Annotated in this window: 28 protein-coding genes and 1 pseudogene; 18 read left to right on the plus strand and 11 right to left on the minus strand. The window is 62.2% G+C overall.

Annotation, left to right across the window (positions count from 1 at the left end; all coding sequences use genetic code 11):
* Positions 1-62 precede the first annotated feature (62 nt).
* Entirely contained in the window at positions 63-677 is a 615-nt protein-coding gene (locus AAHK20_RS13565) for an NUDIX hydrolase (protein ID WP_449181979.1), read from the plus strand.
* Here the strand turns inward: AAHK20_RS13565 and AAHK20_RS13570 are convergent.
* On the minus strand, positions 674-2,266 hold the full coding sequence (locus AAHK20_RS13570; protein WP_449181980.1) for a diguanylate cyclase domain-containing protein: 1,593 nt from the start codon (positions 2,264-2,266) through the stop codon (positions 674-676). The genes AAHK20_RS13565 and AAHK20_RS13570 overlap by 4 nt on opposite strands.
* 291 nt (positions 2,267-2,557) lie before the next feature.
* Here AAHK20_RS13570 and AAHK20_RS13575 point away from each other — a divergent pair, with 291 nt between their 5' ends.
* Positions 2,558-2,794, plus strand: coding sequence for a DUF2442 domain-containing protein (locus AAHK20_RS13575; protein WP_449181981.1), 237 nt, complete (start codon positions 2,558-2,560; stop codon positions 2,792-2,794).
* Between the two features lie 45 nt (positions 2,795-2,839).
* On the opposite strand, the gene AAHK20_RS13580 is transcribed toward AAHK20_RS13575, so the two are convergent.
* The gene (locus tag AAHK20_RS13580) at positions 2,840-3,199 is read right to left on the minus strand and encodes a hypothetical protein (RefSeq protein WP_449181982.1); all 360 of its coding nucleotides are present in this window, start codon (positions 3,197-3,199) and stop codon (positions 2,840-2,842) included.
* A 519-nt stretch (positions 3,200-3,718) separates the two neighbouring features.
* On the opposite strand from AAHK20_RS13580, the gene AAHK20_RS13585 reads away from it, so the two are divergent.
* The gene (locus AAHK20_RS13585; protein ID WP_449181983.1) at positions 3,719-4,123 is read left to right on the plus strand and encodes a hypothetical protein; all 405 of its coding nucleotides are present in this window, start codon (positions 3,719-3,721) and stop codon (positions 4,121-4,123) included.
* Positions 4,124-4,183: 60 nt separating this feature from the next.
* Here AAHK20_RS13585 and AAHK20_RS13590 read toward each other — a convergent pair whose 3' ends face one another.
* The gene (locus tag AAHK20_RS13590; protein ID WP_449181984.1) at positions 4,184-5,098 is read right to left on the minus strand and encodes a LysR family transcriptional regulator; all 915 of its coding nucleotides are present in this window, start codon (positions 5,096-5,098) and stop codon (positions 4,184-4,186) included.
* Between the two features lie 113 nt (positions 5,099-5,211).
* Between AAHK20_RS13590 and AAHK20_RS13595 the strand changes: the two genes are divergently transcribed.
* The gene (locus tag AAHK20_RS13595) at positions 5,212-6,312 is read left to right on the plus strand and encodes a tartrate dehydrogenase (RefSeq protein ID WP_449181985.1); all 1,101 of its coding nucleotides are present in this window, start codon (positions 5,212-5,214) and stop codon (positions 6,310-6,312) included.
* Between the two features lie 108 nt (positions 6,313-6,420).
* The gene (locus AAHK20_RS13600; protein WP_449181986.1) at positions 6,421-7,716 is read left to right on the plus strand and encodes an MFS transporter; all 1,296 of its coding nucleotides are present in this window, start codon (positions 6,421-6,423) and stop codon (positions 7,714-7,716) included.
* Here AAHK20_RS13600 and AAHK20_RS13605 read toward each other — a convergent pair whose 3' ends face one another.
* Positions 7,717-7,923 (minus strand): hypothetical protein, encoded by a 207-nt coding sequence (locus AAHK20_RS13605; RefSeq protein ID WP_449181987.1) that lies wholly within the window; start codon positions 7,921-7,923, stop codon positions 7,717-7,719.
* A 187-nt stretch (positions 7,924-8,110) separates the two neighbouring features.
* On the opposite strand from AAHK20_RS13605, the gene AAHK20_RS13610 reads away from it, so the two are divergent.
* Together AAHK20_RS13610 and AAHK20_RS13615 are read left to right on the plus strand one after the other, a co-directional pair.
* On the plus strand, positions 8,111-8,473 hold the full coding sequence (locus AAHK20_RS13610; RefSeq protein WP_449181988.1) for a hypothetical protein: 363 nt from the start codon (positions 8,111-8,113) through the stop codon (positions 8,471-8,473).
* 264 nt (positions 8,474-8,737) lie between these two features.
* Entirely contained in the window at positions 8,738-9,244 is a 507-nt protein-coding gene (locus AAHK20_RS13615) for a hypothetical protein (RefSeq protein WP_449181989.1), read from the plus strand.
* A 93-nt stretch (positions 9,245-9,337) separates the two neighbouring features.
* Here the strand turns inward: AAHK20_RS13615 and AAHK20_RS13620 are convergent, their stop codons facing one another.
* From AAHK20_RS13620 to acuI, 5 genes are all read right to left on the minus strand, one after another.
* Positions 9,338-9,658: a DUF4148 domain-containing protein gene (locus AAHK20_RS13620; RefSeq protein ID WP_449181990.1), complete on the minus strand. Its 321-nt coding sequence runs from the start codon at positions 9,656-9,658 to the stop codon at positions 9,338-9,340.
* Between the two features lie 226 nt (positions 9,659-9,884).
* Positions 9,885-10,121 (minus strand): hypothetical protein, encoded by a 237-nt coding sequence (locus AAHK20_RS13625; protein WP_449181991.1) that lies wholly within the window; start codon positions 10,119-10,121, stop codon positions 9,885-9,887.
* Between the two features lie 53 nt (positions 10,122-10,174).
* On the minus strand, positions 10,175-10,456 hold the full coding sequence (locus tag AAHK20_RS13630) for a PXPV repeat protein (protein WP_449181992.1): 282 nt from the start codon (positions 10,454-10,456) through the stop codon (positions 10,175-10,177).
* Positions 10,457-10,957: 501 nt separating this feature from the next.
* Complete coding sequence (locus AAHK20_RS13635; RefSeq protein WP_449181993.1) at positions 10,958-11,545, minus strand: dimethylsulfonioproprionate lyase family protein; 588 nt, start codon at positions 11,543-11,545, stop codon at positions 10,958-10,960.
* A gap of 14 nt (positions 11,546-11,559) precedes the next feature.
* Complete coding sequence (acuI, locus tag AAHK20_RS13640; protein ID WP_449181994.1) at positions 11,560-12,567, minus strand: acrylyl-CoA reductase (NADPH); 1,008 nt, start codon at positions 12,565-12,567, stop codon at positions 11,560-11,562.
* A gap of 182 nt (positions 12,568-12,749) precedes the next feature.
* Here acuI and AAHK20_RS13645 point away from each other — a divergent pair, with 182 nt between their 5' ends.
* Positions 12,750-13,460 carry a lysophospholipid acyltransferase family protein gene (locus AAHK20_RS13645; protein WP_449181995.1) on the plus strand — a complete coding sequence of 237 codons (711 nt, stop codon included), beginning with the start codon at positions 12,750-12,752 and terminating at the stop codon, positions 13,458-13,460.
* 25 nt (positions 13,461-13,485) lie between these two features.
* Here AAHK20_RS13645 and AAHK20_RS13650 read toward each other — a convergent pair whose 3' ends face one another.
* Entirely contained in the window at positions 13,486-13,812 is a 327-nt protein-coding gene (locus AAHK20_RS13650) for an H-NS histone family protein (RefSeq protein ID WP_449181996.1), read from the minus strand.
* A gap of 289 nt (positions 13,813-14,101) precedes the next feature.
* Between AAHK20_RS13650 and AAHK20_RS13655 the strand changes: the two genes are divergently transcribed.
* The gene (locus tag AAHK20_RS13655; protein WP_449181997.1) at positions 14,102-14,788 is read left to right on the plus strand and encodes an H-NS histone family protein; all 687 of its coding nucleotides are present in this window, start codon (positions 14,102-14,104) and stop codon (positions 14,786-14,788) included.
* 549 nt (positions 14,789-15,337) lie between these two features.
* A pseudogene (locus AAHK20_RS13660) lies at positions 15,338-15,436 on the plus strand (SOS response-associated peptidase family protein); the annotation flags it as partial.
* Between the two features lie 115 nt (positions 15,437-15,551).
* Here the strand turns inward: AAHK20_RS13660 and AAHK20_RS13665 are convergent.
* Positions 15,552-16,955 carry a GntP family permease gene (locus tag AAHK20_RS13665; RefSeq protein ID WP_449181998.1) on the minus strand — a complete coding sequence of 468 codons (1,404 nt, stop codon included), beginning with the start codon at positions 16,953-16,955 and terminating at the stop codon, positions 15,552-15,554.
* A 233-nt stretch (positions 16,956-17,188) separates the two neighbouring features.
* Between AAHK20_RS13665 and AAHK20_RS13670 the strand changes: the two genes are divergently transcribed.
* The 8 genes from AAHK20_RS13670 (at position 17,189) to AAHK20_RS13705 (ending at position 24,120) form a co-directional block, all read left to right on the plus strand.
* A complete protein-coding gene (locus AAHK20_RS13670) occupies positions 17,189-17,716 on the plus strand; it encodes a BON domain-containing protein (RefSeq protein ID WP_449181999.1) in 528 nt (175 codons plus the stop codon).
* 116 nt (positions 17,717-17,832) lie between these two features.
* Complete coding sequence (locus tag AAHK20_RS13675) at positions 17,833-18,057, plus strand: hypothetical protein (RefSeq protein ID WP_449182224.1); 225 nt, start codon at positions 17,833-17,835, stop codon at positions 18,055-18,057.
* A 189-nt stretch (positions 18,058-18,246) separates the two neighbouring features.
* Positions 18,247-18,447 carry a hypothetical protein gene (locus tag AAHK20_RS13680; RefSeq protein WP_449182000.1) on the plus strand — a complete coding sequence of 67 codons (201 nt, stop codon included), beginning with the start codon at positions 18,247-18,249 and terminating at the stop codon, positions 18,445-18,447.
* A 207-nt stretch (positions 18,448-18,654) separates the two neighbouring features.
* On the plus strand, positions 18,655-18,942 hold the full coding sequence (locus tag AAHK20_RS13685) for an H-NS histone family protein (protein ID WP_449182001.1): 288 nt from the start codon (positions 18,655-18,657) through the stop codon (positions 18,940-18,942).
* A 548-nt stretch (positions 18,943-19,490) separates the two neighbouring features.
* Entirely contained in the window at positions 19,491-20,015 is a 525-nt protein-coding gene (gene fae / locus AAHK20_RS13690; protein ID WP_137335247.1) for a formaldehyde-activating enzyme, read from the plus strand.
* A gap of 60 nt (positions 20,016-20,075) precedes the next feature.
* Positions 20,076-21,113, plus strand: a complete 1,038-nt coding sequence (locus AAHK20_RS13695) for an aldo/keto reductase (protein WP_449182002.1) — start codon at positions 20,076-20,078, stop codon at positions 21,111-21,113.
* Positions 21,110-22,561, plus strand: a complete 1,452-nt coding sequence (locus tag AAHK20_RS13700; RefSeq protein WP_449182003.1) for an NAD-dependent succinate-semialdehyde dehydrogenase — start codon at positions 21,110-21,112, stop codon at positions 22,559-22,561. The genes AAHK20_RS13695 and AAHK20_RS13700 overlap by 4 nt, the downstream gene beginning before the upstream one ends.
* Positions 22,562-22,728: 167 nt before the next feature.
* Entirely contained in the window at positions 22,729-24,120 is a 1,392-nt protein-coding gene (locus tag AAHK20_RS13705; protein ID WP_449182225.1) for an MFS transporter, read from the plus strand.
* Positions 24,121-24,194 lie beyond the last annotated feature (74 nt).

Here is a 24,194-nt window from a genome sequence, read left to right on the forward strand (position 1 = left end):
TCAACGCAAACGCCGACGCTGCTAACCTATGGGCTTCCAGCAGCTACCGGTGAGGACCCAAGTTGACGAATCGACGATTGGAGCAAGCGCGCCGCTTGCTCGCGCTTGCGCAAACCGGCCTTCACTACACGAAGGATCAATTCGACGTCGAGCGCTATCAGGAAATCGAGAGCATCGCCCACACACAGCTCGCTGAAATCGCGAACTTCGATACGGCGGAAGTCGCGCAGCTTTTCTCAAAGGAGGAGGGCTACGCCAATCCCAAGATCGGCGTTCGATGCGCGGTGTTCAACGAAGCCGGCCACGTGCTGCTCGTGCGCGAAAAAGGGGACGGTCTTTGGTCGCTGCCGGGCGGATGGGCCGACGTGGGCGCGACGCCCGTGGAAAACGCGGTGCGTGAAGTGCAGGAGGAAAGCGGCTATACGGTGCGCGTGACGCGGCTCCTTGCGGCTTGGGATCAGCGCAAGCATGCGCATCCGCCGACGCTCTTCCATATCTGGCTGCTGGTGTTTCTCGGCGAAGTCATTACGCCGGGCACGCCGCCTGGCCTGGAAACCGATGCCGCCGAATTCTTCCCCCTCGATGCGCTGCCGCCGCTTTCGCCCGCCCGCGTGTTGCCGGAGCAAGTCCGCCGCTTGGGCGAGCTGTACGAGAGCGGCGAAATCGAGTTCGACTAGACCAACTCGCTGCTTCCGCGAGTCGCATGCCGGTTCGCCAGCGCGATGACCGCTTCGTTGTTCCCCTTGATCGACGCGAACCGGAACGTCCCTTTGCCCGCGGTCTTGGCGTCGTACAGCGCGGCGTCCGCGCGCCGCATCAGGCGTTCGAACGTATCGCCGTTGACGGCAAACGCAATGCCGATGCTCGTGCCGATGCCGACCGTTTCGCCGGTCGACAGCGAATAGGGCTCGGATAGCCGGTAAATGACGCGCTCGGCCAGCGCTTCGCTCATCGCCGGTGCGGCGTGCTCGACGATGACGGCGAATTCGTCGCCGCCGAGCCGGGCCACCAGCTCGCCGTCCCCGGAGCGCAGCATCGCGCGCAGACGCGCCGCCACGGCGGCGAGGACCTCGTCGCCGGCATGATGGCCGAGGCTGTCGTTGACCTGCTTGAAGCCGTCTAGGTCGAGATACATCACCGCGAGCGGCGCCGCTTGATTGGCCACATTACGCGCCAGCAACTGGCTGAGCCGCTCGCTCAATTCGCGGCGGTTCGGCAGGCCCGTGAGCGGGTCGTGCCGCGCGAGGTGCAGGATTTTCGCTTCGGAGAGGCGGCGCTCCGTCACGTCCTCGATGATGATCACGGCGCTGCCGTCCGGTACCGGGTTGCGCGTCATTTCGAGGCGGCGGCCGTCGTTGAGCGGCAGGTCGAGCGGCGTGCGCTCCTCCGCGAGCCACGCGGTGCATCGCTCGACGAGCTGACGTCTGAGCGTCTCCCCGAACTTCGCGAGGCCCGCGTGCCCGATGAACTCCGGCAGCGGCACGTTGAGACGCAGCATTTCGACGGTCGCGCCGAACAGCTCGGCGGTCCGGCGGTTCGCGATCACGACCTTGCCGGTGTCGTCGATCGTGCAGAGGCCGTGCGGCATGTGGGTCAGCGCCGCGTCGAAGCGCGCCGCAAGCTCCGCGTGCTTCTGCTCCGCCGTCATCAGCGCGACGAGGCTGTCGTAGTGCCGTCGGACGATCGCAGCCATGCCGCCGATATACATAAAGAGCGGCGGGATCAGAATCCACGCCGAGCTGCGCGGCGCGAGCGCGGCGCCCACGCCGATCGGCAGCGCGCCGAGGCAGATCTGCGCGATCGCAAGGCGTGGCAAGGCCGCGTTGCGCGAGGCGATGCCGCCGAGAATGCCGGCCGTTACCATCGTCGCGAGCGAGGCCAGCTCGGCGTCGGGCGACATCACGCAGCCCATCGTTCCGGCCCCGATCGCGAGGCAGTAGACGAGCGATATCGGTGCGTAGCGCGCCGCCCAGGGGCCCGGATGCACAGCTTCGACGCGATTGCGCGCGACATAGCTGCGGATGATGCCGAACCGCGCCGCGAGCAGCGCGAGATCGACGACGAGCCACCACAACGCCCATTCCGCGCGCAAGCGCACGAGCGCGACCACCGCCACGAACGCGCCGGCGGTGCCTGCCATGAGCATCGAGCGGGTGTTCTCGAATAGCGTCGAGAGCAGCGACGCGCGAATGGACGGCGTAACGTCGCTGTGGCCGGACGGCGGCGTCGCGAGAATCGAATCGAGAAGGGTCGGCTTGCCTGGCATGGTCTGACTGCGTCGTGGGCGCTGCGCTCCGCATGGCGTCGGTGGCAGCTTGTCCAATGTGTTATCGGCACAGGCAGCGGGTTGCTTGATAGGTGAAAACCGGTAGTTGGCTTGAGGTTTGCTTCTTGTAGGCAGGCGTGGCCCCGAGGCGCCGCATGCGCAGCGCCCGCCTACATCGCGCCATGCGGGTCGCCCGGCCCCGTTGCGGGCGCCGGCGGCGTGCTTGACGCAACAAAGCCGCGACCTATTCTGTAAGCCGAAGTTCTATCGCTCTGAACTCTGGAGACGACCATGGAAACCAGCGCCGTTGACGTACGCTTCGATCCCACTCATTTGTTTCTCCAGTTGTCCGACGGCCAGGAGCTCGAGTTTCCCCTGCGCTGGTTTCCGGTACTGGCGGCCGCGACTGCGGACGAACGCAGTCACTTCGCGATTTCGATCGACCGGCAAGAGCTGATTTGGCCCGATCTCGAAGAAGACATGAGCGTCAATGCGCTGATCCGGTCACTGCCGGATACGCGGCATTGAGCGAATTTCGGCGGGCGCCGCGTCATGGCGCCCGCTTCATGACGGCTAGACATTCGGCGCCAAAGCCGAAGGCGTCGTACCAGGCGCGAAGGTAGCTTCGCGCACCGCAAAGCCCTGCGTGTTCGCCGGCCGGAAATGGCCGCGCTCGGCCGCGACTTCTACTGCGAACGCGCCCGGATCAGGGTTGATCACGTAGTGGCGACGCGCCTTCGTCCCGGCGGCGAATTGCACGTCGATCAACGGCGTCGTGGTCATGGCAAGGGCTACGCCCTTCGATGCGGGCAGCAGTCCCGCGAATGCCGCGATGCCGGTTGCGCATGTCGCCGTCACGGCGACAGCGGTTGCGGCGGCGAGAACACGAATACGAGCCGACTTCGATTTCGCCGCGTTCGATGAGTGGTTCATGACAGCGTCCTCCTATTCGGTGCAGTTCAATATAACGTCCGATGGAAGCCGATTCCCCCTCGATGGCGACACATTTGTAAGTAAATGTCCGCTGTCGCGCCCGCGGTGCATCGCCTGACAATCCCGCCCATTTCCTTGCCTTAACCGCCATCTCGCGCGGGCTTACGCGAATCGCGTACGCCCGTTCGGTTGCCGCTGCGCTCCGATAGCGCGTCCGCCGCATACGACACGTCTCGTTACACACAAACACAAAGGTAATCGCCTCGATCCCTATCTTGGTTCCAGGCACCCACTCGGGAGGAATGTCATGAAAAGAATCATTGCGTTGGTCTTGATGGCGGTCTGTCTAGGAGGCGCGTTGAGCGGTTGCATCATCGTGCCGGACGGCGGCCATCACGATCACTGGCACGACCACGATTGATCGTTCGATCAACCGCTTGGACACGATGAATCCGCTCTTGGCCTTGCATGGGACCGGAGTCAATGCAAAGCCCAGCCGGCACTGAGGAGAGACACACGATGAGCAGCACCTTGCAAAAGATGGCCGTCGACGGTCGTGGCATGTACGGAAAGCCGGGCAAGAACAACGATATCGACCGGATCCCCCGTCCGCGCCCCCGATCGGAACTGGTGGAATGCGCCGCGCGCTATGAGCTCGAGCTTTCGCGCGGCGCTTCGCATCTGGCGAGCACGATGTCGTATGCGACGCTCGAAGCGGCCATGGTCGAGACGGTCGCCGAGTTCGTGAAGCAGCACGGCGACGACGATTTGTCCGTGTTTCTCGAACTGCTGTCGCGGCGCTTGTCGGAGCGCAAGAAGCCCGAGGCGGCATCGGCGATCCGCATTCTCAAGGACAGCGGCCGGCCGCCTAGCGCCGACGACCTTCGCAGGCTCTGGAGTTCGGTCGGCATGGCGATGGGCTGATCGATTCTTGAAGAGAGAAGTGAGCGCCGGGCCCCGGCGGCCTGGGCGATGTCGCCGCGCTCAGCTCCGCGTGCCGAGCGCTTCCACGAGCATGTCGACGAACGCCTTGACGCGCGCGGTCATCTGCAGGTGCTGCGGGTACACGGCATAGATGTCGGCGCCGGGCGTGCGGTAGTCGGGCAACACGTGGACGAGGCGTCCGTCGGCGAGGTACTCCGCGATATCCCATTCCGCGCGCATCAGAATGCCGTGGCCGTCGAGCGCCCATTTCACGGCGATCTCGCCGTCGTTGGTGGTCAGGTTGCCGCGCACGCGCACGGTCTCGGTTTTTTCCGCCGCGGCGCGTCCGCTCGTCAGACGCCACAGCCCGTAGGCGTCGTCGCCTTGCCGGATGCCGATGCAGTTGTGCTGCGGCAGCTCGGCCGGACTGCGCGGCAGCCGCCGGTTAGCGAAGTACGCCGGCGCTGCGCAGAGCAGGCGCCGATTCGGCGCGACCCGGCGCGCGATGACGCGCGCGTCGGGCGGCTCGCCAAAGCGCACGCAGACGTCGAACGCATCGTCGGAAAGCGGCGGCGGATCGACCGATAGCTGCAGCTGCACGTCGACTTCCGGATACTTGCGCACGAACCGCGAGATCAGCGGCGCGACGTGGCTGCGGCCGAAGCCGAGCGTCGCGTTGACTCGCAGCAGACCTTTGGGCGCGGCATGCGCGCCGCCGAGCAATTGCGCGAGGTCGTCCATCTCGCCGAGGATGCGGCGCGCTCTCACGAGATACAGCTCGCCCTCGGCAGTGAGGCTCATGCGGCGCGTCGACCGGTTGACGAGCGAGACGCCGGCGCGCGCTTCCATTTGCGCGAGATGTTTGCTGACGGCCGCCGTCGTCAAGCCGAGTTCACGCGCGGCGGCAGTCAGACTGCCGCTTGCCGCGAGCGTCGAGAAAAACGCGAGGTCCTCGGGCTGGATCGAAGCGGTCATGCGCGCCTCCCCATTGTCAACTTCAAGTTAAGAATGCTTTAAGTCTAGCGGCGTTTGCAAAGCCCGTCGCCGCCCTACCATCGTCCTCACATTCACATATTTGGAGACGACAGGTGAAGACATATCGCATTGCCACGATTCCCGGCGACGGCATCGGCAAGGAAGTGGTTCCGGCCGGGCGGCGCGTGCTGGAAGCGATCGCCGCCGGCAGCACGGACTTCGGCTTCGACTTCGAAGACTTCGATTGGGGCGGCGACTACTACCGCAAGCACGGCGTGATGATGCCGGCCGATGGGCTCGACGCGTTGCGCGACAAGGACGCGATTCTGTTCGGCTCCGCAGGCGACCCGCACATCCCCGATCACGTGACGCTCTGGGGCCTGCGCCTGAAGATCTGCCAGGGCTTCGACCAGTACGCGAACGTGCGTCCCACCCGCATCCTTCCCGGCATCGACGCGCCGTTGAAGCGCTGCGCGCCGCAGGACCTCGACTGGGTGATCGTGCGCGAGAACTCCGAAGGCGAGTACTCCGGCGTGGGCGGCCGCGCGCACCAGGGGCATCCGATCGAAGTCGCGACCGATGTGTCGGTCATGACGCGCGCGGGCGTGGAGCGCATTCTCCGCTTTGCGTTTCATCTCGCGCAGTCGCGCCCGCGCAAGCTCCTGACCGTGATCACGAAGAGCAACGCGCAGCGGCACGCGATGGTGATGTGGGATGAGATCGCGCTGCAGGTGTCGAAGGAGTTTCCCGACGTCAAATGGGACAAGGAACTCGTCGATGCGGCGACGGCGCGCATGGTCAACCGGCCCGCGACGCTCGACACCATCGTCGCCACGAATCTGCATGCCGACATCCTGAGCGATCTCGCCGCCGCGCTCGCCGGCAGCCTCGGCATCGCGCCGACGGCGAACCTCGATCCTGAGCGCCGCTATCCGTCGATGTTCGAGCCGATCCACGGGTCCGCCTTCGACATCATGGGCAAGGGCTTGGCCAATCCGGTCGGCACGTTCTGGTCGGTCGTGATGATGCTCGAGCATCTCGGCGAGCGGGGCGCGGCGCGTCAGCTGATGGACGCGATCGAACGCGTGACGGCCAACCCGGCGCTTCATACGGGCGATCTCGGCGGCAAGGCGACGACCGCGCAAGTGACCGATGCGGTTTGCTCGATGCTCGCTTCGAACGCGGCGGCGGCTTCGCAGTCGCAGGCAGCCTGAAGCGCTTAAAGCCGACCGCTAAAGCCGGCCGCGGCCGGCAACGCACATAGACGAAGACGCCCGGGCCTAAGCGATCAAGCCACGGGCATCTCGCTGGAGACGACGTTCATGAACACCGATCTGGAAACCCGCACGGTGCGCAAGCTGATTTGGCGCATCCTGCCGTTTGTCATGCTGCTTTACTTCGTCAGCTTCCTCGACCGCGTGAATGTCGGCTTTGCGGCGCTGACGATGAACAAAGACCTCGGACTCACGCCGACGATGTTCGGACTCGGCGGCGGCATCTTCTTTCTCGGCTATTTCCTGTTCGAAGTGCCGTCGAACCTGATCCTGAACAAAGTGGGCGCGCGCGTGTGGATTGCGCGCGTCATGGTGACGTGGGGGCTCGTTTCGGTGGCGTCGGCGTTCGTCACCGGAGAGAAGTCGTTCTACGCACTGCGCTTTCTGCTCGGCGTGGCGGAGGCGGGCTTCTTCCCGGGCATCATCCTCTATCTGAGCCAGTGGTTTCCCGCGCGTCAACGCGCGCTGGCCGCCGCTGCATTCATGGCGGCGGCGCCGCTCTCGACGGCGATCGGCTCGCCGATTTCCGGCGCCCTCATGCAAATGCCCGTTGTGGGCGGTCTCAAGGACTGGCAATGGCTCTTCATCATCGAGGCCATCCCCGCCATCGTGCTCGGCTTCGTCGTGCTGAAAGCGCTGACCGATTCCCCAGCCAAGGCGGCCTGGCTCGCCGATGACGAAAAGGCGTGGCTCACGGCAACGCTGCGCGAAGAGCGCCGCGGACGGGAGTCCGAAGGCGGACACGTGGCCGGCGCGCTGGGCGCATTGCGCGACCCGCGCGTGTGGGTGATGGCGATGATTTACTTCGGCACGTCGGCGGGCCTCTATACGCTCGGCTTGTGGGCCCCGCTGATCATTCGCCAGTTCGGATTCTCGTCGTTGGAGACGGGCGCGTTGAACGCAATACCGAGCGTGCTCGCCGTGATCGGCATGCTGTACTGGGCGCGCCGTTCCGATCGCACCGGCGAGCGGACCTGGCACGTCGTGATCCCCTGTGTCGCTGCGTGCGCGGGGCTCGCGTGGGCCGGCTTCGCGGATTCCGCGTTGAGCGTGGTATTGGCGCTCGTCATCGTCAACGTGGGCATCAGCGCGGCCAAGGCGCCGCTATGGGCGATGCCGAGCACGTTCCTCTCGGGCGCTGGGGCCGCCGCCGGCATCGCGATGATCAATTCGATCGGCAACCTCGGCGGCTTCGTCGGGCCGTTCGCGATCGGCTGGCTGAAGACACTGACGGGCGGATATGCGGCGGGGCTCTATGTCGTCGCAGCTACCCTCGCGCTTTCGGCGCTGCTCACGCTCTTCGTCGGGCGGCGCGGGTATCGGGTGACGCCGGTGGCGCGCTGATCAGGGATACACGCGCCAGCTCCCATCGCCGTGCCGGAAAAAATACAAAGCGCGCACGCCGCTTTGCGATTGCGCTTCGACGCAAACGTAGCGTGCGCCATCCATGCGGGTACGGCCGAACGCCGTCACGCGCACCGGCGTCGCCACCTCCGGCGTGAGCCATTTCTCGACCAGGCCACGCAAGGATGCCTCGACAGGGGTTTTCATGTTTCGCTCCGCTCGGCGAAAAGGGCGGCGTTGCGCCGTTCCCCTCCTTAACGCCTTCGCAGCGTGCGATGTTGACCCGGGTTTTCAGGGGTTACATGTGACACCTTTGGATACACAAAAACACACGCGCGTTATTCCGTCTCGATAAAGTTCGCAGCGTTGCGTCTGACACTCGAGAAAACAAATCATGCACATCACACGAAGCCGCTGGATTGCGATAACACTGATTGCGGGCGCCGCGCTGGGCGCATCGTCCGCTGCGTTCGCGCACGTCGATATCGGCGTCGACATCGGCGTTCCGGGTGTCGTGTATGCACCCCCGCCGCCGCCGGTGGTGTACGCACCGCCGCCGCCCGTGGTCTATGCGCCGGCTCCGGCGCCTGGCGTGGTTGTCGTGAGCCCGGGCTGGTATGGCCAGCGCTACTACGACGGGCGTCGCTACTGGGATCGCGATGAGTGGGAAGAGCGGCACCATGGCTGGGACCACGATCACGACCATTGGCACCATGAGCACGAGGGCGAGTGGCATCATCACGACCACGATGATTGAGCGTCGGCGTAGCCATTGACGGGCGCCTCCGACCGTCACCGCACGCTTCGCTTGAGCGTGCGGTAACCAACAAGACCTGCCTGGACGGGCAGAAAGCGCGGCAGTAAAGTTCCTCGCTCAAACACAAGAAATAGTTAAGCGATCGGGGACGCGCACGACTCACAGTTCATGGACTGTCAGAGTGCTCGCTGGGCCACGGGCAATCCGGGTGGCTTTCAGTTGCGGCGTGGCTGTGCCTCCCCGAAACCGGTCGAGGAGACAGTCATGTTCGAGATGATTCCGGCGATGGGCTTGGGCAAGCGTTTGGCGGTGTGGTGGTCATGCGCGTGGCGGCAAATGCTCGTCACTGTTCCGCTGTGGCTGGTCTTTATCGTCGTCTTGCTGGTGTGGGCATGGACGCTGCACGATAGCCTGAACCGCTATGTGCTCACCCGCCAGCTGGGGATTGCGCTGGTTTTGATGATCCCCGTTTTGCTGGTCATCTGCCTGCCCATTATGGGCTTTACCGTTCGTAGCGGCTTCGCGGCACATCTGCTGCCCGTACCTTCGGCGCTGAGTGTCGGGCAAGCGATCATGGTGGGTTTGGCAACGATGGGATGGTCGATGCTGGCGTCGCTGCCTGCAGGCCTGTTGAGCGTTCCCTTTAGACACACGGGGCACCCGGTGATGGGCGGGTTGCTCAATATGGCCGTTCAGATTCTGGTGGCCGTGTATATCGTGCTGCCGCGCCAGGCGAGGCGCCTCCGGCTCTTGGCGGATTCCGCGAGCTAGAAGGTGAAAGTGCGGCCATAAGTCTGCGACACGAGTTGCTGCGCGGTCCGGTCCTTTGCCTGACCGCGCCAGCCATTCTTCAAAATCGAAGCGTCACGGCGCACTCGCCGGTTTCTGACCGGTGGCCTTCTGCTGGGCCTTTTGCTGCGCATTCTGCAGATTCTGCGGATAGTCCGTTTGGTTCCCCGCCGGGTTGTACCCGTTCTGTTCCAACGTTTTCAACTCGGCATTCTTCTTTGCGCGACGCGCCTTGCGCTCGGCCTTCTTTTGCGCTTTCGACTCCTGCTTTGACATGGCTGCATCTGAAGCACCGGCGTCGGTTGTCGCTGCGTGAGCGGACAATGCCGAAACCGAGAGGAGACTCGAAGCCATAAGTGCCGAGACAGCAAAGACAGACAGTTGCTTGACCTTCATGCGTATCTCCGTATGGATGCGTTAGGCGACGTGAGAGTGCTCACAGACCGTTTGGACTGGTAGTCACATGAGCTTGCGTCTTTGGCGGCTTTTGTACCAGTGACAAAAATGCTTATTGCATCAATCACTTATGGCAGCTGCCCGCAACTTGTTCACAGCCTTGCCAACAAAATCTGGGGATAAGTGAGGGCCTCGCAGATGTGGTGCTCGGCCGTCGCTTCGTCCGCTACTGCGCGCGTGGCGCTTGACGTTGTGCGGCTTGCTCTTCGGCATGCTTCTTTGCCATGTGGTGTCCCACAATGCAGCCGCCGACTGCTCCGACAACCGCATGGTGTCCCGCATAGTGGCCGGCAACGCCGCCGACCACCGCGCCCTTGATACATCCCGCAGCGTTTGCTGTTCCGGCTGCCGCCAGTCCCAGCGCGGCAGCCGCCGCGAGCATCTTGAGTTGGTATTTCTTCATGGAATGACAGTCTTCGTTGGTATTCGCTGGATATGCGGCCTATCGGCGTCGCGTCAGTAACCCCGGTGGTCACGGTCGCGCCACTCTCGCTCATGCCACTCGTGTTCACGCCATTCACGACGGCGCCATTCGTGTTCACGCCACTCCCGTGCACGCCAGTCATCGTAGCCGCCATAAGCGACCGCGACGGGAGCCGGAGCGACGTAGACCGGCTGCGGAGCATAGACAACGCCAGGAACACCAACACCGATTGCCACATCAACGTGGGCGGATGCTGCAGTCGAAACTGCCAGGGCGGCGACTCCCAATACTGCGCCGAGAATTTTCTTGTTCATTTCGCTACTCCTCGCACGTCGCGTGCATTCATGGTGAACACGGCTCGGAGTGTAGGCGGTGGGTCCGGACACAGGTGAAACGGTCGTGCGAGATTGGTAACGGGCGATTACCCCCTCAGCGTTGCATCCAGCACAGCGCCTTTCATGTGGCGGGCAAAAGCGACCGAGCCTGCCTAAGAAGCGCGTGCGACGCGGCAAACTCATTACGTCCAGCCATAGTCAGTGCGGCGTCACCGGTGCGCGCGAAAAGCTCGTCGTCGGACGTGGTGACCGCACTCAGACCGAGACCTAGTTGGTCGAATCGGCGAAAGAACGCGAGCATTTGGAACGCATCGAATCGCAAGTCCTGAGGACCAGCGTTGGCGAGAATCTCGGCGGCGGCTGCATAGTTGTACCTGGAGGCGGCGGCTACTATCACCGCTACTAATCCAAGTTGCCTTTGATTGGCTGATGCCTACGAAGAAGTGCGCCGACCAACGTTCCGAATTACGGCGAGGCTTATCAAACGAGCAGACACCAGATAGCAAGAAAAGGTGTCGCACCTGACCTCATTGCGTGGACTGCGCTAGGCAAGTTATGTATTCCGCTACCGATTCCGGGGTCTCGGAAGGCTCCGTCTTCTTGTTTGAACTCGCCGGGAGTGAGTAAGACATAAGCTTCTTCTGGTGGATGGCTATGGTCGGGATACCGAACGCCTGGTGACAGTATCGAGAAGCCAAGCATGACGTCGTATCGACTTTCGGCCCCGCCGGGACCACAAATCATCCCGTGCACGTGGCCTTCGATGTAGTTTTCACTTCCGTGCAGTCCGGATGTGCGACGTGACCATCCCAAGAGAGGTTCGAGCGCTTTTAACTCCCGCGCGGCAGCACCAAAAGGTGCTGCTTCGGGGATTTGCGCGAGTGCAGAGTCGAACCAAGCACAGGCCGGATATCGGGTTGTATGTCTGACGCCATCGTCTGAGGGAGTCTGAATTCGCTCGAACACCCGGGTTGCCAGGTTCCGGGCACCGTCAGACAGTTTCTCCGACTGAAAGAGGTGAGACGCGGTTTTGATGAATGTGGTCAGACTATCAGGACGAGTCGTCATGTCGTGCTCTTCGCTCAAGGAACGCGGTTCACGTCCACTACCGTTCTTCCTCGCACGCGCCCGGCGAGAATTTGCTCGGCGGTCGCGAAGACGTCTCCCAGGCCGATGACCGTGGTTATCGCGTCGAGCTTGCGGGCATCGAAGTCGCTTGCAAGTGCATTCCAGGCGCTCGTGCGTCGTTCCATCGGGCACATCACGGAATCGATACCGATGAGCTTCACGCCTCGCAAAATGAAGGGCGCGACGCTTGCCGGAAAATCCATCCCTTGAGCCAGACCGCAGGCCGTTACGATGCCGCCGTATCGCGTCTGCGCACAAACATTCGCAAGCGTGTGCGAGCCAACCGAATCGACCACTGCCGCCCACCGCTCTTTTTGCAGCGGCTTGCCGGGTGTCGCGAGAGCCGCTCGGTCCAGGACCTCCGCTGCACCTAGCGCGCGAAGGTAGTCCGCCTCGTGCAGCTTTCCTGTCGCTGCCACGACCCGGTAGCCCCAAGAACTCAAAATGGCAACGGCAACGCTGCCGACACCCCCGCTCGCGCCGGTGACGAGGACATCGCCGGACGTCTGCGTCACGCCTTCGTTACGCACGGCGAGGCAGCAAAGCATGGCGGTGAAGCCGGCCGTTCCGACAGACATGGCGTCTGCGGTGCTGAAAGAGCCCGGCAGCGCGACGAGCCAGTCTGCTTTGAGCCTGGCGCGTTGGGCGAGACAGCCCCAGTGCGTTTCTCCCAGTCCCCAACCAGTGACGACGACACGGTCGCCTGCCTTCCATTTGGGGTCGGACGACGACTCGACGATGCCGGCGCCGTCAACGCCGGCAACCATCGGCCACACTCGCACAACCGGACTGCGGTTGGCAATCGCCAGGCCGTCCTTGTAATTGATGCAGGAGTGTTCAATGCGCACCACAACCTCGCCCTCAGATAGCGGGTTGCTGTCGAGGACGTTGTCGTCGAGATGCTTCAGTTCCGCGGAGAACTGGTCACCGTCTTTGTTCAGGTAAACCGCAGTAAAGGACATGTCGGCCTCCAGATAGCGCGCCTTCGAACGAATCCAGAACTGTAGGATAACGCCCTGCGCAAACCAGGGACGTGGCCGGGTATTCGACTGCGCCAGACGCGCGAACGAATCGCCTACCGGGCAGTCTGCTATTGTCAGCGACGAGGACCTCCCTTCGCTAGGTCCACCTCATTCGGCTCACCATGCGCTCCACATTCATCAAATGGCTGTTCATTGTCTATCTGCTCGGCAGCGGGACGCTGTACTCGATAGGGATACTGGTGCTCTTCCCTTTCGTCGGGAGGTCCGGACGCTACTGGCTGGCGGCGCAGTGGTGTCGTGCAATGGTTGTCGTGATGCGCTGGCTGCCCGGTATCACATGTTCGGTGGAAGGGCTCGAGCATCTTCCGGAGGGGCCATCGATAATCTTGTGCCGTCATGAATCGACATGGGAGACGCTGGCATTCCTCGCCGTGTTTCCACGACGCATCAGCTTTGTGTTCAAGGAAGACCTGCTGCGGATTCCATTCTTCGGATGGGTGCTGCGTGGCCTCGACATGGTCAGCTTGAATCGTGGCTCGCCGCGTCAGGCTCATCTGGCAGTGACACAGGAGTGTGCCGAGCGGCTGGCAAAGGGCGACGTCGTGGTCATATTCCCGGAAGGAACCCGAGTGCCGCACGGTGCGCCGTTGAGACTGACGTCGGGCGGTATTCGTCTGGCATGCGCAACTGGCACTCCGGTCGTTCCTGTCGTCCACAACGCCGGAAGAGTTTGGCCCGCGAAGGGGTGGCCTGACAGGGTGGGTCACATCCGGGTGGTCGTCGGCCCCGCGCTTTCACCCCAAGACACGTCGCAACAGGAATTGAGCCGGGCAGTCCACGATTGGATGAAAGCAGAATTACAGCGGCTCTGACGGCCTCCCAGCCAGGTCAGCGCGACTAACGCGAATGGCTTTCTTGCCGTGCAAGCGGGGTGCCCGCAAACGGGTCATTACGCCAATCCACGCCTGGTCTGCTCGACGGTACAGGGGGTGTCGCCTTTGGTGACAATTCAAAGTGGTCAAGGGATTGACCCGCACTAATCGCTTGTTTAAGCCACTGCGGCATTTCTCCTTCGCCGGTCCACGTGTCTCCCGTCGCACTAAGGTAACGAGCTTCTGTCTGCTCGCTTGCTAGCGCTGAAGCCAGGTCCTCTGGCTTGATGCCAAACTCATCTATGCGATGGCGGAGATAAGCAATCATGCTGTCTCGCTTACGTTCGTCCATGAAATATTCCTTCTTGAATGCAGTTGCTTGGCGGCTATTAAGCGCCGCTTGTGGAGAATCGCACCGCACGCACATTGCGCCGATGTAACGAGGTAGTCATGGTGGAGACGAGCTGCAACGCTTCGACAAGCACCGGCGTCGCAGCCTTGATTGAGGAGCCAGGAAGTTAGCTCGTCGTTATCGAATTTGGGAGCTGGATTGATACCTTCGGTGACCTATGAACCCATAGCTATAGTATGCATCCATGTGGCATAGTGCGCTCGATTAATCAAAAACAAGGGGAGTCCATATGGCAACTTTAGAGCAAATTCAGGCAAAGCTGCAGAAGCTTCAGGCGCAAGCCGATGCGCTCGCCGCAAAGAACTCGTCGGCCGTCGTCGAGAAAATCCGCGAACTAATGGCACAGCACGGCCTGTCGACAGCAGACATTGAAGCGTACACCGGTAAGGCGAAGGGCGGCGCAAAGCGTGGCGGCAAGTCGGCAGTTGCCGCGGCGAAAAAACCTGCTGCCAGCGCGACGGGCAAACTTCCCCCAAAGTACCGCAACCCCAAAACCGGCGAAACCTGGAGCGGCCATGCCCGTCCGCCGGCTTGGATTAAGAACGTCAAGGACCGGTCGAAGTTCTTGATTGATTCCGGCGCTGCGATCGCGGCCGATGCAGCTGTCGCGAGCAAGACGAAGCAAGCGACAATAAAGGCCACTCCCGTTGCAAAGAAGGCATCCACCAAGATGGTAAAGGCGACCACGGCTCGGGCGGTGAAGAAAGTTGCCACCAAGAAGTCGGTCAGTGCAAAGCGTGCCGCGCCCCAAAGCACGACGTCCAAGAAATCGGCTGGCAAGAGAGCGGCACCGACTGTAAAGAGGACTGCGGTCAAGAAGGCATCGGCGACGCAGGCTGTTGTCGCCAATGACACGGTCGCGAAAGCGGATGTAGCCGCAGCGCCGGAAAGTCTGGCTGCTCGAGCGACGGCATAACGAACCAGAGAGAAGTTGATGAGCGGTTCTATCGGTTCTTGCCAGCAGGACACGGTTGTTCTGCTGGACTCTGTTCCCAGTCCGGCCACTGACGCGTCCGAGCCGTTTGTGGTTGCGAACGAGAGACGGGTTGTCGTCGCGTATCGAATCTCCGAGGCCGACTTTGAGCGCTTCGGCCCCTTTGATGATAGTGACGACCCGTTCTGTGTCGTGGTGTTTTCGGAGGCAGATTTTCATCAGTTCGGTCCGCCCAACGCTGAGGACCTCCACGCTCACCCCTTGGCCTCACGAGGGCTGCGCGGATATTGCGCTCATGAAATAGTGAACTCGTCGCTGGTTGCAGATTCTTGGGGTCACGTTTCTTCAAGTGACAGACGGCACTTCGTGCTTACGTTTCAGGGCAGCACGTTTGAATGCGTGGCGGCAGATTGCACGGTTGCGGGCGTATACGGGAATGGCGAGATTGCCGGCAGGGAGGCTTTCTCGCTGTGTGGGTAGGGGATTTGCGGTCATCTAAATGTGACGTCTTAGCATCTGAAAAACCGCTTCGCTTGCCTGTGGTCACGTTGGGCGGCGCTTGCTGAGCGAAATCTGCTTTCATTTGCCGCGGTAACTGATGAGCCGCCACTACCTGTTGGGTCCGTCGGAAGCGCGAAGCGGCCAACTGATTGCACGACTTCCTGCTGGACTTTTATGTAGTCGCTGAAGCTGAAAGCAGTGTATCGGCGGTGTGCGCTGATCGCTAGACCGCCTTCGCTTCGGCTCAAACCAAACCGGTCAGATAGTAGACGGCGATCACAAAGAACACCGCCATCGTCTTGATGACCGTCACCGCGAAAATGTCCCGATACGATTCGCGGTGCGTCAATCCGGTGACGGCCAGGAGCGTGATCACCGCGCCGTTGTGCGGCAGCGTGTCCATGCCGCCGCTGGCCATCGCCACCACGCGATGCAGCACATCGAGCGGGATTTGCGCGGCTTGCGCGCCCTTGATGAACACGTCCGACATCGCCGCGAGCGCGATACTCATGCCGCCCGACGCCGAGCCGGTGATACCCGCGAGCGAGCTCACCGAAATGGCCGCGTTCACGAGCGGATTCGGAATGCTCTTGAGCGCATCGCTGACCACGAGAAAGCCGGGCAGCGCGGCGATCACGCCGCCGAAGCCATACTCGGACGCCGTATTCATCGCCGCCAGCAGCGCACCGCCGACCGCAGCCTTGGTGCCAGCGGCGAAACGCTCCTGCACGCGGCCAAACGCGGTGATGACGACGAGCAGAATGCCGAGCAGCAGCGCCCCTTCCACGGCCCACACGGCCACCACCGATTTGATCGTCGCCGAAACGGGCGCATGCACGCCGGGCAGCACTTCAGGCGCGACGGTATACGTGCCCGCGCCGTACCAGTTCGGAATCCATTTCGTCAGCGCGAAGTTCGCCACGCCGACGAGCACGAGCGGTGCGATCGCGAGCAGCGGATGCGGCAATGACGACGCTTCCACGCGTTCCGGCTCATTCACGAGCGACGTGCCATAGCCCTCGCCCTTGGCGACCGCGGCGCGGCGGCGCCATTCCAGGTACGACAGACCTACCACGATGATGAACACCGAGCCGATCACGCCGAGCGCAGGCGCGGCCCAGGCGGTCGTCTTGAAGAAGGTGGTCGGGATGATGTTCTGGATCTGCGGCGTGCCCGGCAGCGAATCCATCGTGAACGAGAATGCGCCGAGGGCGATCGCACCCGGCATCAGCCGCTTCGGAATATTGCTTTGGCGATACAGTTCGGCGGCAAACGGGTAGACGGCGAACACGACGACGAACAGCGACACGCCGCCATAGGTGAGCAGAGCGCATACCGCGACGATCACCGCGTTCGCTCGGGAGCGGCCGATGTAGCGGATCGCGGCGTGCACGATGGCCTCGGAGAAGCCCGACAGCTCGATCACCTTGCCGAACACCGCGCCGAGCAGGAAAACCGGAAAGTACAATTTGACGAAACCGACCATCTTCTCCATGAAGATGCCCGAGAACACGGGTGCGACGGCGGCGGGCTCGGTCAGGAGGACGGCCGCGAGCGCGGCGATCGGCGCGAACAGAATGACGCTGTAGCCGCGATAGGCGGCGAACATCAGAAACGCCAGCGCAGCGAGGACGATGACAAAGGACATTGAGTCTCCATTACTGAGTTGCTTTCCATTCACCGGACGGAGGGTGCGCGGGCGCCTGCGGTTGGCCGTATCGGCTCGCGGGCCGCGTCTCGCGTGCGGCGTGTTTCAATGCTTGCTATGTCGAAAGAAATCGCGAGCGATTGTACAGAAACACCCTTTTTCGTGCTCCGCAGCGGGCGTGTGTTCTGTCGGTTTGAATGGGCGAATGAACGTGAACGGCTGGAGGGGGTGTCATGAAGCGTTTTTTTGTCGCGAGTATGCTGGCTGTGTCGAGCGTGGCGTCTTATGCACAGGAGGCGTCGACGGCAGTCGCGCCTGAGCCGGCTGCGCCGGAAATACGGAACTGGTTCAACGATCCGTTCTTCACGCTTTCGCAAGACTTCGCCGGCTGCCCGGTGCCGCTCGGCCCGTTCACGGACCGCGCTGAAATGGAAGACGACGCGCATTACCGAGTCGAGCGCGGCACCACCTGCTGGCTCGCGCACAAGTGCACGAAACCGAATTCGTATATGTACGACGCGGATATCGCCGGCGCAGTGCGCGCTCGCTTCACCGGCGACCCAACGCTGCACGGCGCGAGTATCTGGATTACCGTGCAGCGGCGTTTCATCTACGCGGAAGGCTGCGTGCCGGCCGCGTTCGACCGTGGTGCGCTCGAAAAGCAATTGGAGGCCATTCCGGATGTCGAACAGGTTTTCATTCGCTTGAGCACCGATCCGCACGCGCCGCTGCCTTATAAGCCGTTTCCGGCACGGAAGTAACGGCGAGTCACGCACACATGGCATACTCCGGCAGACCAAAATAAGAACACTGAAGGGGTGATTCGATGAAGCACACGCAATTTTTTACGGTTCGCTTTAGCGTCGCAGCGCGCGCGATGGCGGTTGTCGCATTCGCGGCGGCGCTCGGCGGTTGCGGCGGCAGCGCGCCGCTCTTTACCGGCGACGGCCGGGTGACGACGCAAGTCCAATGTTCGTCCGCCGGCCCGTGGGATACCTGTCTGCAGAATGCGCGCGGCATATGTCAGGGTGATTTCGACGTCATTCAGCAATCGAGCAGCGGCGACACGCGTACTTTGCTGTTTGCCTGCCGGGCGAAATAACGCGCGTTTTTTTGCGCGACAAGTGGACTGGACCAGAAAGCCATAAATCGGTTAAATCGCCAAACCAGATTTACCGGATGCACAAAACTTTCATCGTGTTTCGCCAATAATCGATTGAAAGCCCGTCTTGCCGGCAGCGCCGGCGGGACGCCAAACGTCGAGGCAGCATGTGCAATCCGGGGGCGGTAAATGGATCATTGCCACGTCGAACTAGATCTTGAGCATTTAGAGCGGATCGTCGCCCGCATTTCTGCCGGCGACCGGATTCCGTTGTCATATTGGCGCAAGCGCGTGAATTCCGTTTTGGCGGCGGCGCGCTTGCCTTCGCAAATCGAGCGCGCAAAGAGATTAAGCGGCGCGCTGGAATCGCTTGAATTGAGCGCTCACTAAAGTCTGTTACTAGCGCCAACTGATCCTGGCGAGTAGTCAGTTGCGCTAATTGCCTATCATTCCGGCAATCGCATTTGCGCGGCTTGCCGAGTCGAGGCGCACCCATACCGGCACGAGCGGACCAAGTTGCGCACCCCGTGCGGCACTTTTTGTTCATGGAGCAGTCACATTGCTGTAACCAATCACGATGATCGGAGGCAGTGCTCCATGGCGACGTACAAACAGCTCACCCTGCAACTTGAAAAGCTTCAGGTCCAGGTCTCCGCGGCCCGCGAGAAGGAAATAGAGGCCACGATTGCAGAGATCAAAGAAAAGATTGCGGAATATGGCATTACGGCCGAAGAACTTGGCTTTTCCAGCAAACGCCCGGCAGCGCGCAAATCCGCGTTGCCCGCTAAATACCTCAATCCGAAAACTGGCCAGACTTGGAGCGGCCGCGGCCGCGTGCCGGCCTGGATCGGCAAGAATCGCGAGCGGTTCCTGATCGAAGGTTGAGGGCGAAGTGGCTCCCGAATCCGCTCACCTTTGGCATGACGGCTCAGTCGAGTGAGCGCGAGAGAGAGGTGCGTGTCACCGGTTCGGCAAGCATTGCTTAACGTGCTCAACCCGTCGTCGTGACGGATGCGGCGAGTCGCGCAACGTACTTCGGCAGCGCAGTGGCGCATTCAGGGCGATTCTCGGAAAGCCTTATCTGACAACGGTTTTCAGCGGATTGATCGAGCGCTTCACGCTATTTCCGGCACCGCCGGCAGCGGCTCGACGCGCAAATTCGTAGCGCTATCCATTGTCGAAGTCCTGGTCGCTACCGGTGCGTCGCCGTCCGTCGACATCCATCACCGATCACCTCTCGCGAGCCATTTTGTCCCCGCTCCCGAATTTCCTCACCTTTCCCGCCGCCGCACCCGCTTCCGCCCGTTAAAACTCCGTAAAAACCCGAACTTGAGTCGGCCTCATACCCCAGATCAAAAAACATCGCTTCATCCGCTATTCGGCCCGATAGCACAATCGTCTCACCCTCTTTAACCTCCAACGGGTTCACACACATGAGCGCAGCAACGGACAAGCAACTCTATATCGGCGAAGGCTTCGAAGGCCCGGGCGTCAATCTCGCCCACATCAACGTGCTGGTCGGTCCGCGCAACGGCCCGGCGGGTCAGGCGTTCGCCACGGCGCTCTCCACGCCGTCGGCGGGTCACGCGCCGTTCGTCGTCATCGCGCGCCCTGGCGTGCCGACCAAGCCGCTCACGCTCTATGTGAACAAGGCGCAGATCGAGGGCGATTTCCACGGCAACGCGACGTGGGGCGCATCGCAGGCGGGCATCGCGAAGGCCGTGGCCGAGTCGCTCGAAAACGGCACGCTGCCGCCCGAAGCGGAAAACGACTGGGTCGTCGTGTCGGCGAACTGGGTCAATCCGAAGACCGACGATCTCGACGCCGTCTTCGAGAACAACTACCGCGCTTGCAAGAACGCGATCCTCGCCGCGATGAAGGGCCTGCCGCACAAGGAAGAAGTCTTTGCCGCCGCGCGCGAAGTGTCGAACCCGTTCTATACCCCCAAACAACGCTAATACGAACACTGCGGCTTGGGCGTCGTTCGAACCGCCGCCGCCTTGTCTTAGGAGACATCAATGGAATACGTCCGCCTCGGCCAATCCGGTCTGAAGGTTTCGCGCCTCTGCCTCGGCACGATGAACATGGGCACGCCGCAGTGGAAGCCCTGGATTTTCGACGAAGCGCAAAGCGAGCCGATCGTGCGCCATGCGCTCGAAGCCGGCGTGAACTTCATCGACCTCGCCGACTTCTATTCGACCGGCGTGGGCGAGGAAGTGGTCGGCCGCATCTTGAAGCGCCTCGCGCGGCGTGAGGAGATCGTGGTGACGACGAAAGTCGGCTACGACATGGGCGCTTATCAGAATGCAGGCGGCCATTCGCGCAAGCACGTGATGGACGGCATCGACGGATCGCTGAAGCGCCTCGACATGGATTACGTCGACATCTTCATGCTGCACTTCTTCGACGTGAATACGCCCGTTGAAGAAACGATGGGTGCGCTCAACGATATCGTGCGCGCGGGCAAGGCGCGCTATGTCGGCGTGTCGACGATGTACACGTGGCAGCTCGCGAAGATCATGCAAGTCTGCGATCGCAACGGCTGGGCCAAGCCGATCAACATGCAGCTGCAATACAACCTCGCGTACCGCGAGGAAGAGCGCGAGATGATTCCGTACTGCCTCGATCAAGGCATCGGCGTTTCGGTGTTCAGCCCGCTCGCGCGCGGCCTGTTGACGTCCGACCCGAACTCCACGCGCAATCAGACCGACTTCTTCACCGCGCAAATGTACGGCGATAAGGCGTCGATCGAGATCGCGGCATCGGTCGCGCGTGTCGCGAAGCGGCGCGGCGTGAGCCCGGCGCAAATCGCGCAGGCGTGGGTGCTGAATCAACAGAGTGTGTCGAGCATGCTGGTCGGCGCGGATACGCCTGCGCAATTCGACAGCGCGCTCGCCGCGCTGGATACGAAACTCGACGCCGACGAGCTGTATGAGCTGGAACGCAATTACACACCGTGCGATCTAATCAACGATTACACGGCAGGCAAACGTATTGCTCGCGATGCGCGTCCCGCGCAGGGCGTGTTTGCCGACAACTTGGAAAAAGCAGCATGAGCGATTTTCTCCGTACTGGGCATTACATCAACGGCGAATGGCTTCCAGCCAAGGGCCAGGGCGAGGGCACCTACCCGGTGCTCAACCCGGCTACCGGCGAAGTCATTACCCACGTGGCGAAGGGCGGCGCAGCCGAAACGGCGCAAGCGATCGCCGCCGCCGAACGCGCATTCCCGGCCTGGCGCAAGCTGACCGCCAAGGAACGCGGCGCGCGCGTCAAGCGCTGGGGCGAGCTGATGCTCGAACACCGTGAAGCGCTCGCCGAATTGATGGTGCGCGAACAAGGCAAGCCGCTTGCCGAAGCGCGCGGCGAAGTCGGCTACGCGGCGAGCTTCCTCGAATGGTTCGCCGAGGAAGCGAAGCGCATGTACGGCGACGTGATTCCGAGCCCGAAGCCGGATTCGAAGATCATCGTCACGCGTGAGCCGATCGGTGTGGTCGCCGCGATCACGCCGTGGAATTTCCCGCTCGCGATGATCACGCGCAAGGCGGGCCCCGCGCTCGCGGCCGGTTGCACGATGGTGCTCAAACCCTCAGAGGAAACGCCGCTGTCCGCGTTTGCGCTCGCCGTGCTGGCCGAGCAAGCGGGCATCCCGGCCGGCGTGTTCAACGTCGTGTCCGGCGATGCGGTCGCGATCGGCAACGTGCTGACCGCGTCGTCCGTCGTGCGCAAGCTGTCGTTCACGGGTTCGACGCGCGTCGGCAAGCTGCTCGCGAAGCAGTCGGCCGATACGCTCAAAAAGCTCTCGCTCGAACTCGGCGGCAACGCGCCGTTCATCGTGTTCGACGATGCCGATATCGACGCCGCCGTGCAAGGCGCGATGGCGTCTAAGTTCCGCAACACCGGGCAGACCTGCGTGTGCGTGAACCGCTTCTACGTGCAGGACGGCATCTACGACGCGTTCATGCAGGCGCTCACTGTCGCTGTGAAGAAAATGCGCGTCGGCAATGGGCTCGAAGGCGAGACCGAGCAGGGACCGCTGATCAACGAAGCGGCGCTTAGGAAGGTGGAGCTCCACGTCGATGACGCGCTGAAAAAGGGCGCGCAACTGTTGACGGGCGGCAAGCGCCACGCGCTCGGCGGCACGTTCTACGAACCGACGGTGCTCGTGAATGCGTCGAAGTCGATGCTGCTCGCCGATGAAGAGACGTTCGGCCCGGTCGCGGCCGCGTTCCGCTTCAAGACCGAGGAAGAAGCGATCGCAGCGGCCAACGACTCGCCGTTCGGCTTGTCCGCGTACTTTTATACGCGCGACCTGGGCCGTGCGTGGCGCGTCGGCGAGGCGCTCGAGAGCGGCATGGTCGGCATCAACGAAGGCATCATCTCGACCGAAGTGGCGCCGTTCGGCGGCGTCAAGGAATCGGGCCTCGGCCGCGAAGGCTCGAAGTACGGCCTCGATGAATACGTCGAACTGAAGTACATGATGATGGGCGGTCTCGGCCGCTGACGCGCCAAGCGCGTAGGCCCGCGTCGCGTCGTCCAGCAGTTGGACGCGGCGCGGGCCGTTCGTTTTTTTGCCTGTCTGTTTTTGGGATCGGTTTCAATCGAGGCGTGTTGAAATAAGGCCCGCCTCAATAACAAAAAGGAGACGACTTGAGTCATCCGCCGAATCAAATGGAAGTGGTTGGTCTTTCACCCACGGCGCCACGCGCCGACGCACATTCCCCCCGCCAAGACTCGAAGAGCCACATAGCGCTCGACGATGTTCCCCTCAATTCCTTTCATATCAAGATAGCCGGGCTCACGTTCGGTGCGCACCTGACCGAAGGCTTTGCGCTCGGCACCGTTGGCTATGCGCTGGCATCGATGAACAAGCAGATGCCGCTCGACGCGTTCTGGATGGGCATGATCGGCAGCTCGGCGCTGATGGGCATCTTCTTCGGCAGCCTTGTGTTCGGCTGGCTGTCGGACCGCATGGGACGCCAGAAGATCTTCCTGACGAGCTTTTTGATCATCACCGTCGCTGCGTTTGCGCAGTTCTACGCGACCTCGCCGCTCGTGTTGTGTTTGCTGCGCGTGGCGATCGGCGTCGGCATGGGGGGCGACTTCACCGTCGGCCACGCGATCCTCGCTGAGTTTTCGCCGCGCAAGCATCGCGGCGCGCTGCTCGGTTCGTTCAGCGTCGTGTGGACAGTGGGCTATGTGGCGGCCAACGTGCTCGGCATGCTGTATGCCGACGCGTCGCCCGATGCGTGGCGGTGGCTGCTGGCGTCGGCTGGCGTGCCCGCGTTGATTGTGCTGGTGCTCCGCATCGGCACGCCGGAGTCGCCTCGGTGGTTGCTCGGCAAAGGCCGTGCGGCTGAGGCGCAGGCAATCGTGCACAAGTACTTCGGGCCGAACGTGAAGCTCGAAGTCGAGGGCGCACAGTCGCGAGCGGCTCACGCGATGCACGGCACGCAGGGTTTCGCGCGGCTGTTCGAGAGGGATCTGATTCGCCGCACGATTTTTAATTGCGCATTCTTCGTGTGTCTCGTGATTCCTTACTTCGCGGTGTACACGTTCTTGCCCAGCATCCTTAAGGTGGTCGGTCTTAGCGAAGGATTCGGCACGGATCTGCTGCTTAACGCGTTCCTTGTGCTCGGCGCATTGATCGGCATTTGGCTCACGATCAAACTGCCGCGCCGCACGTTCCTGATCGGTTCGTTCGCGGTGACGTGTGCGTCGCTCGTGGCGTTGAGCGTGTTGCCGCAATCGGCGGCGATCGCGATGATCGTCGCGTTTGGCATCTTTACGTTGACGATGTCGGCGTTCAGCAATCTCGTTGGCGTGTTTCCGCCGGAGTGCTTTCCGACCGAGGTGCGTGCGCTTGGCGTGGGGCTCGCGATTGCGTGCAGCCGGCTGGGATCGGCCGTTGGCACGTTTTTGCTACCGGTGGGAATTGCGAGTTTGGGCTTTCAAGCGACGATGATGGCGCTCGCCTTCGTGCTGTTTGCCGGGATGGTGGTGTCGATTGCGTGGGCCCCTGAAACGCGCAATTTGACGTTGAATGAGGCGAGCGGGCACTAAAGGCGCGCGAGTTTTTAAAGAGTGAGCTTGGGTAGGTTTGGCCTCTCGGTTTCGTTACCGAGAGGCTTTTTTTG

It is taken from the genome of Trinickia camelliae (assembly GCF_053525655.1).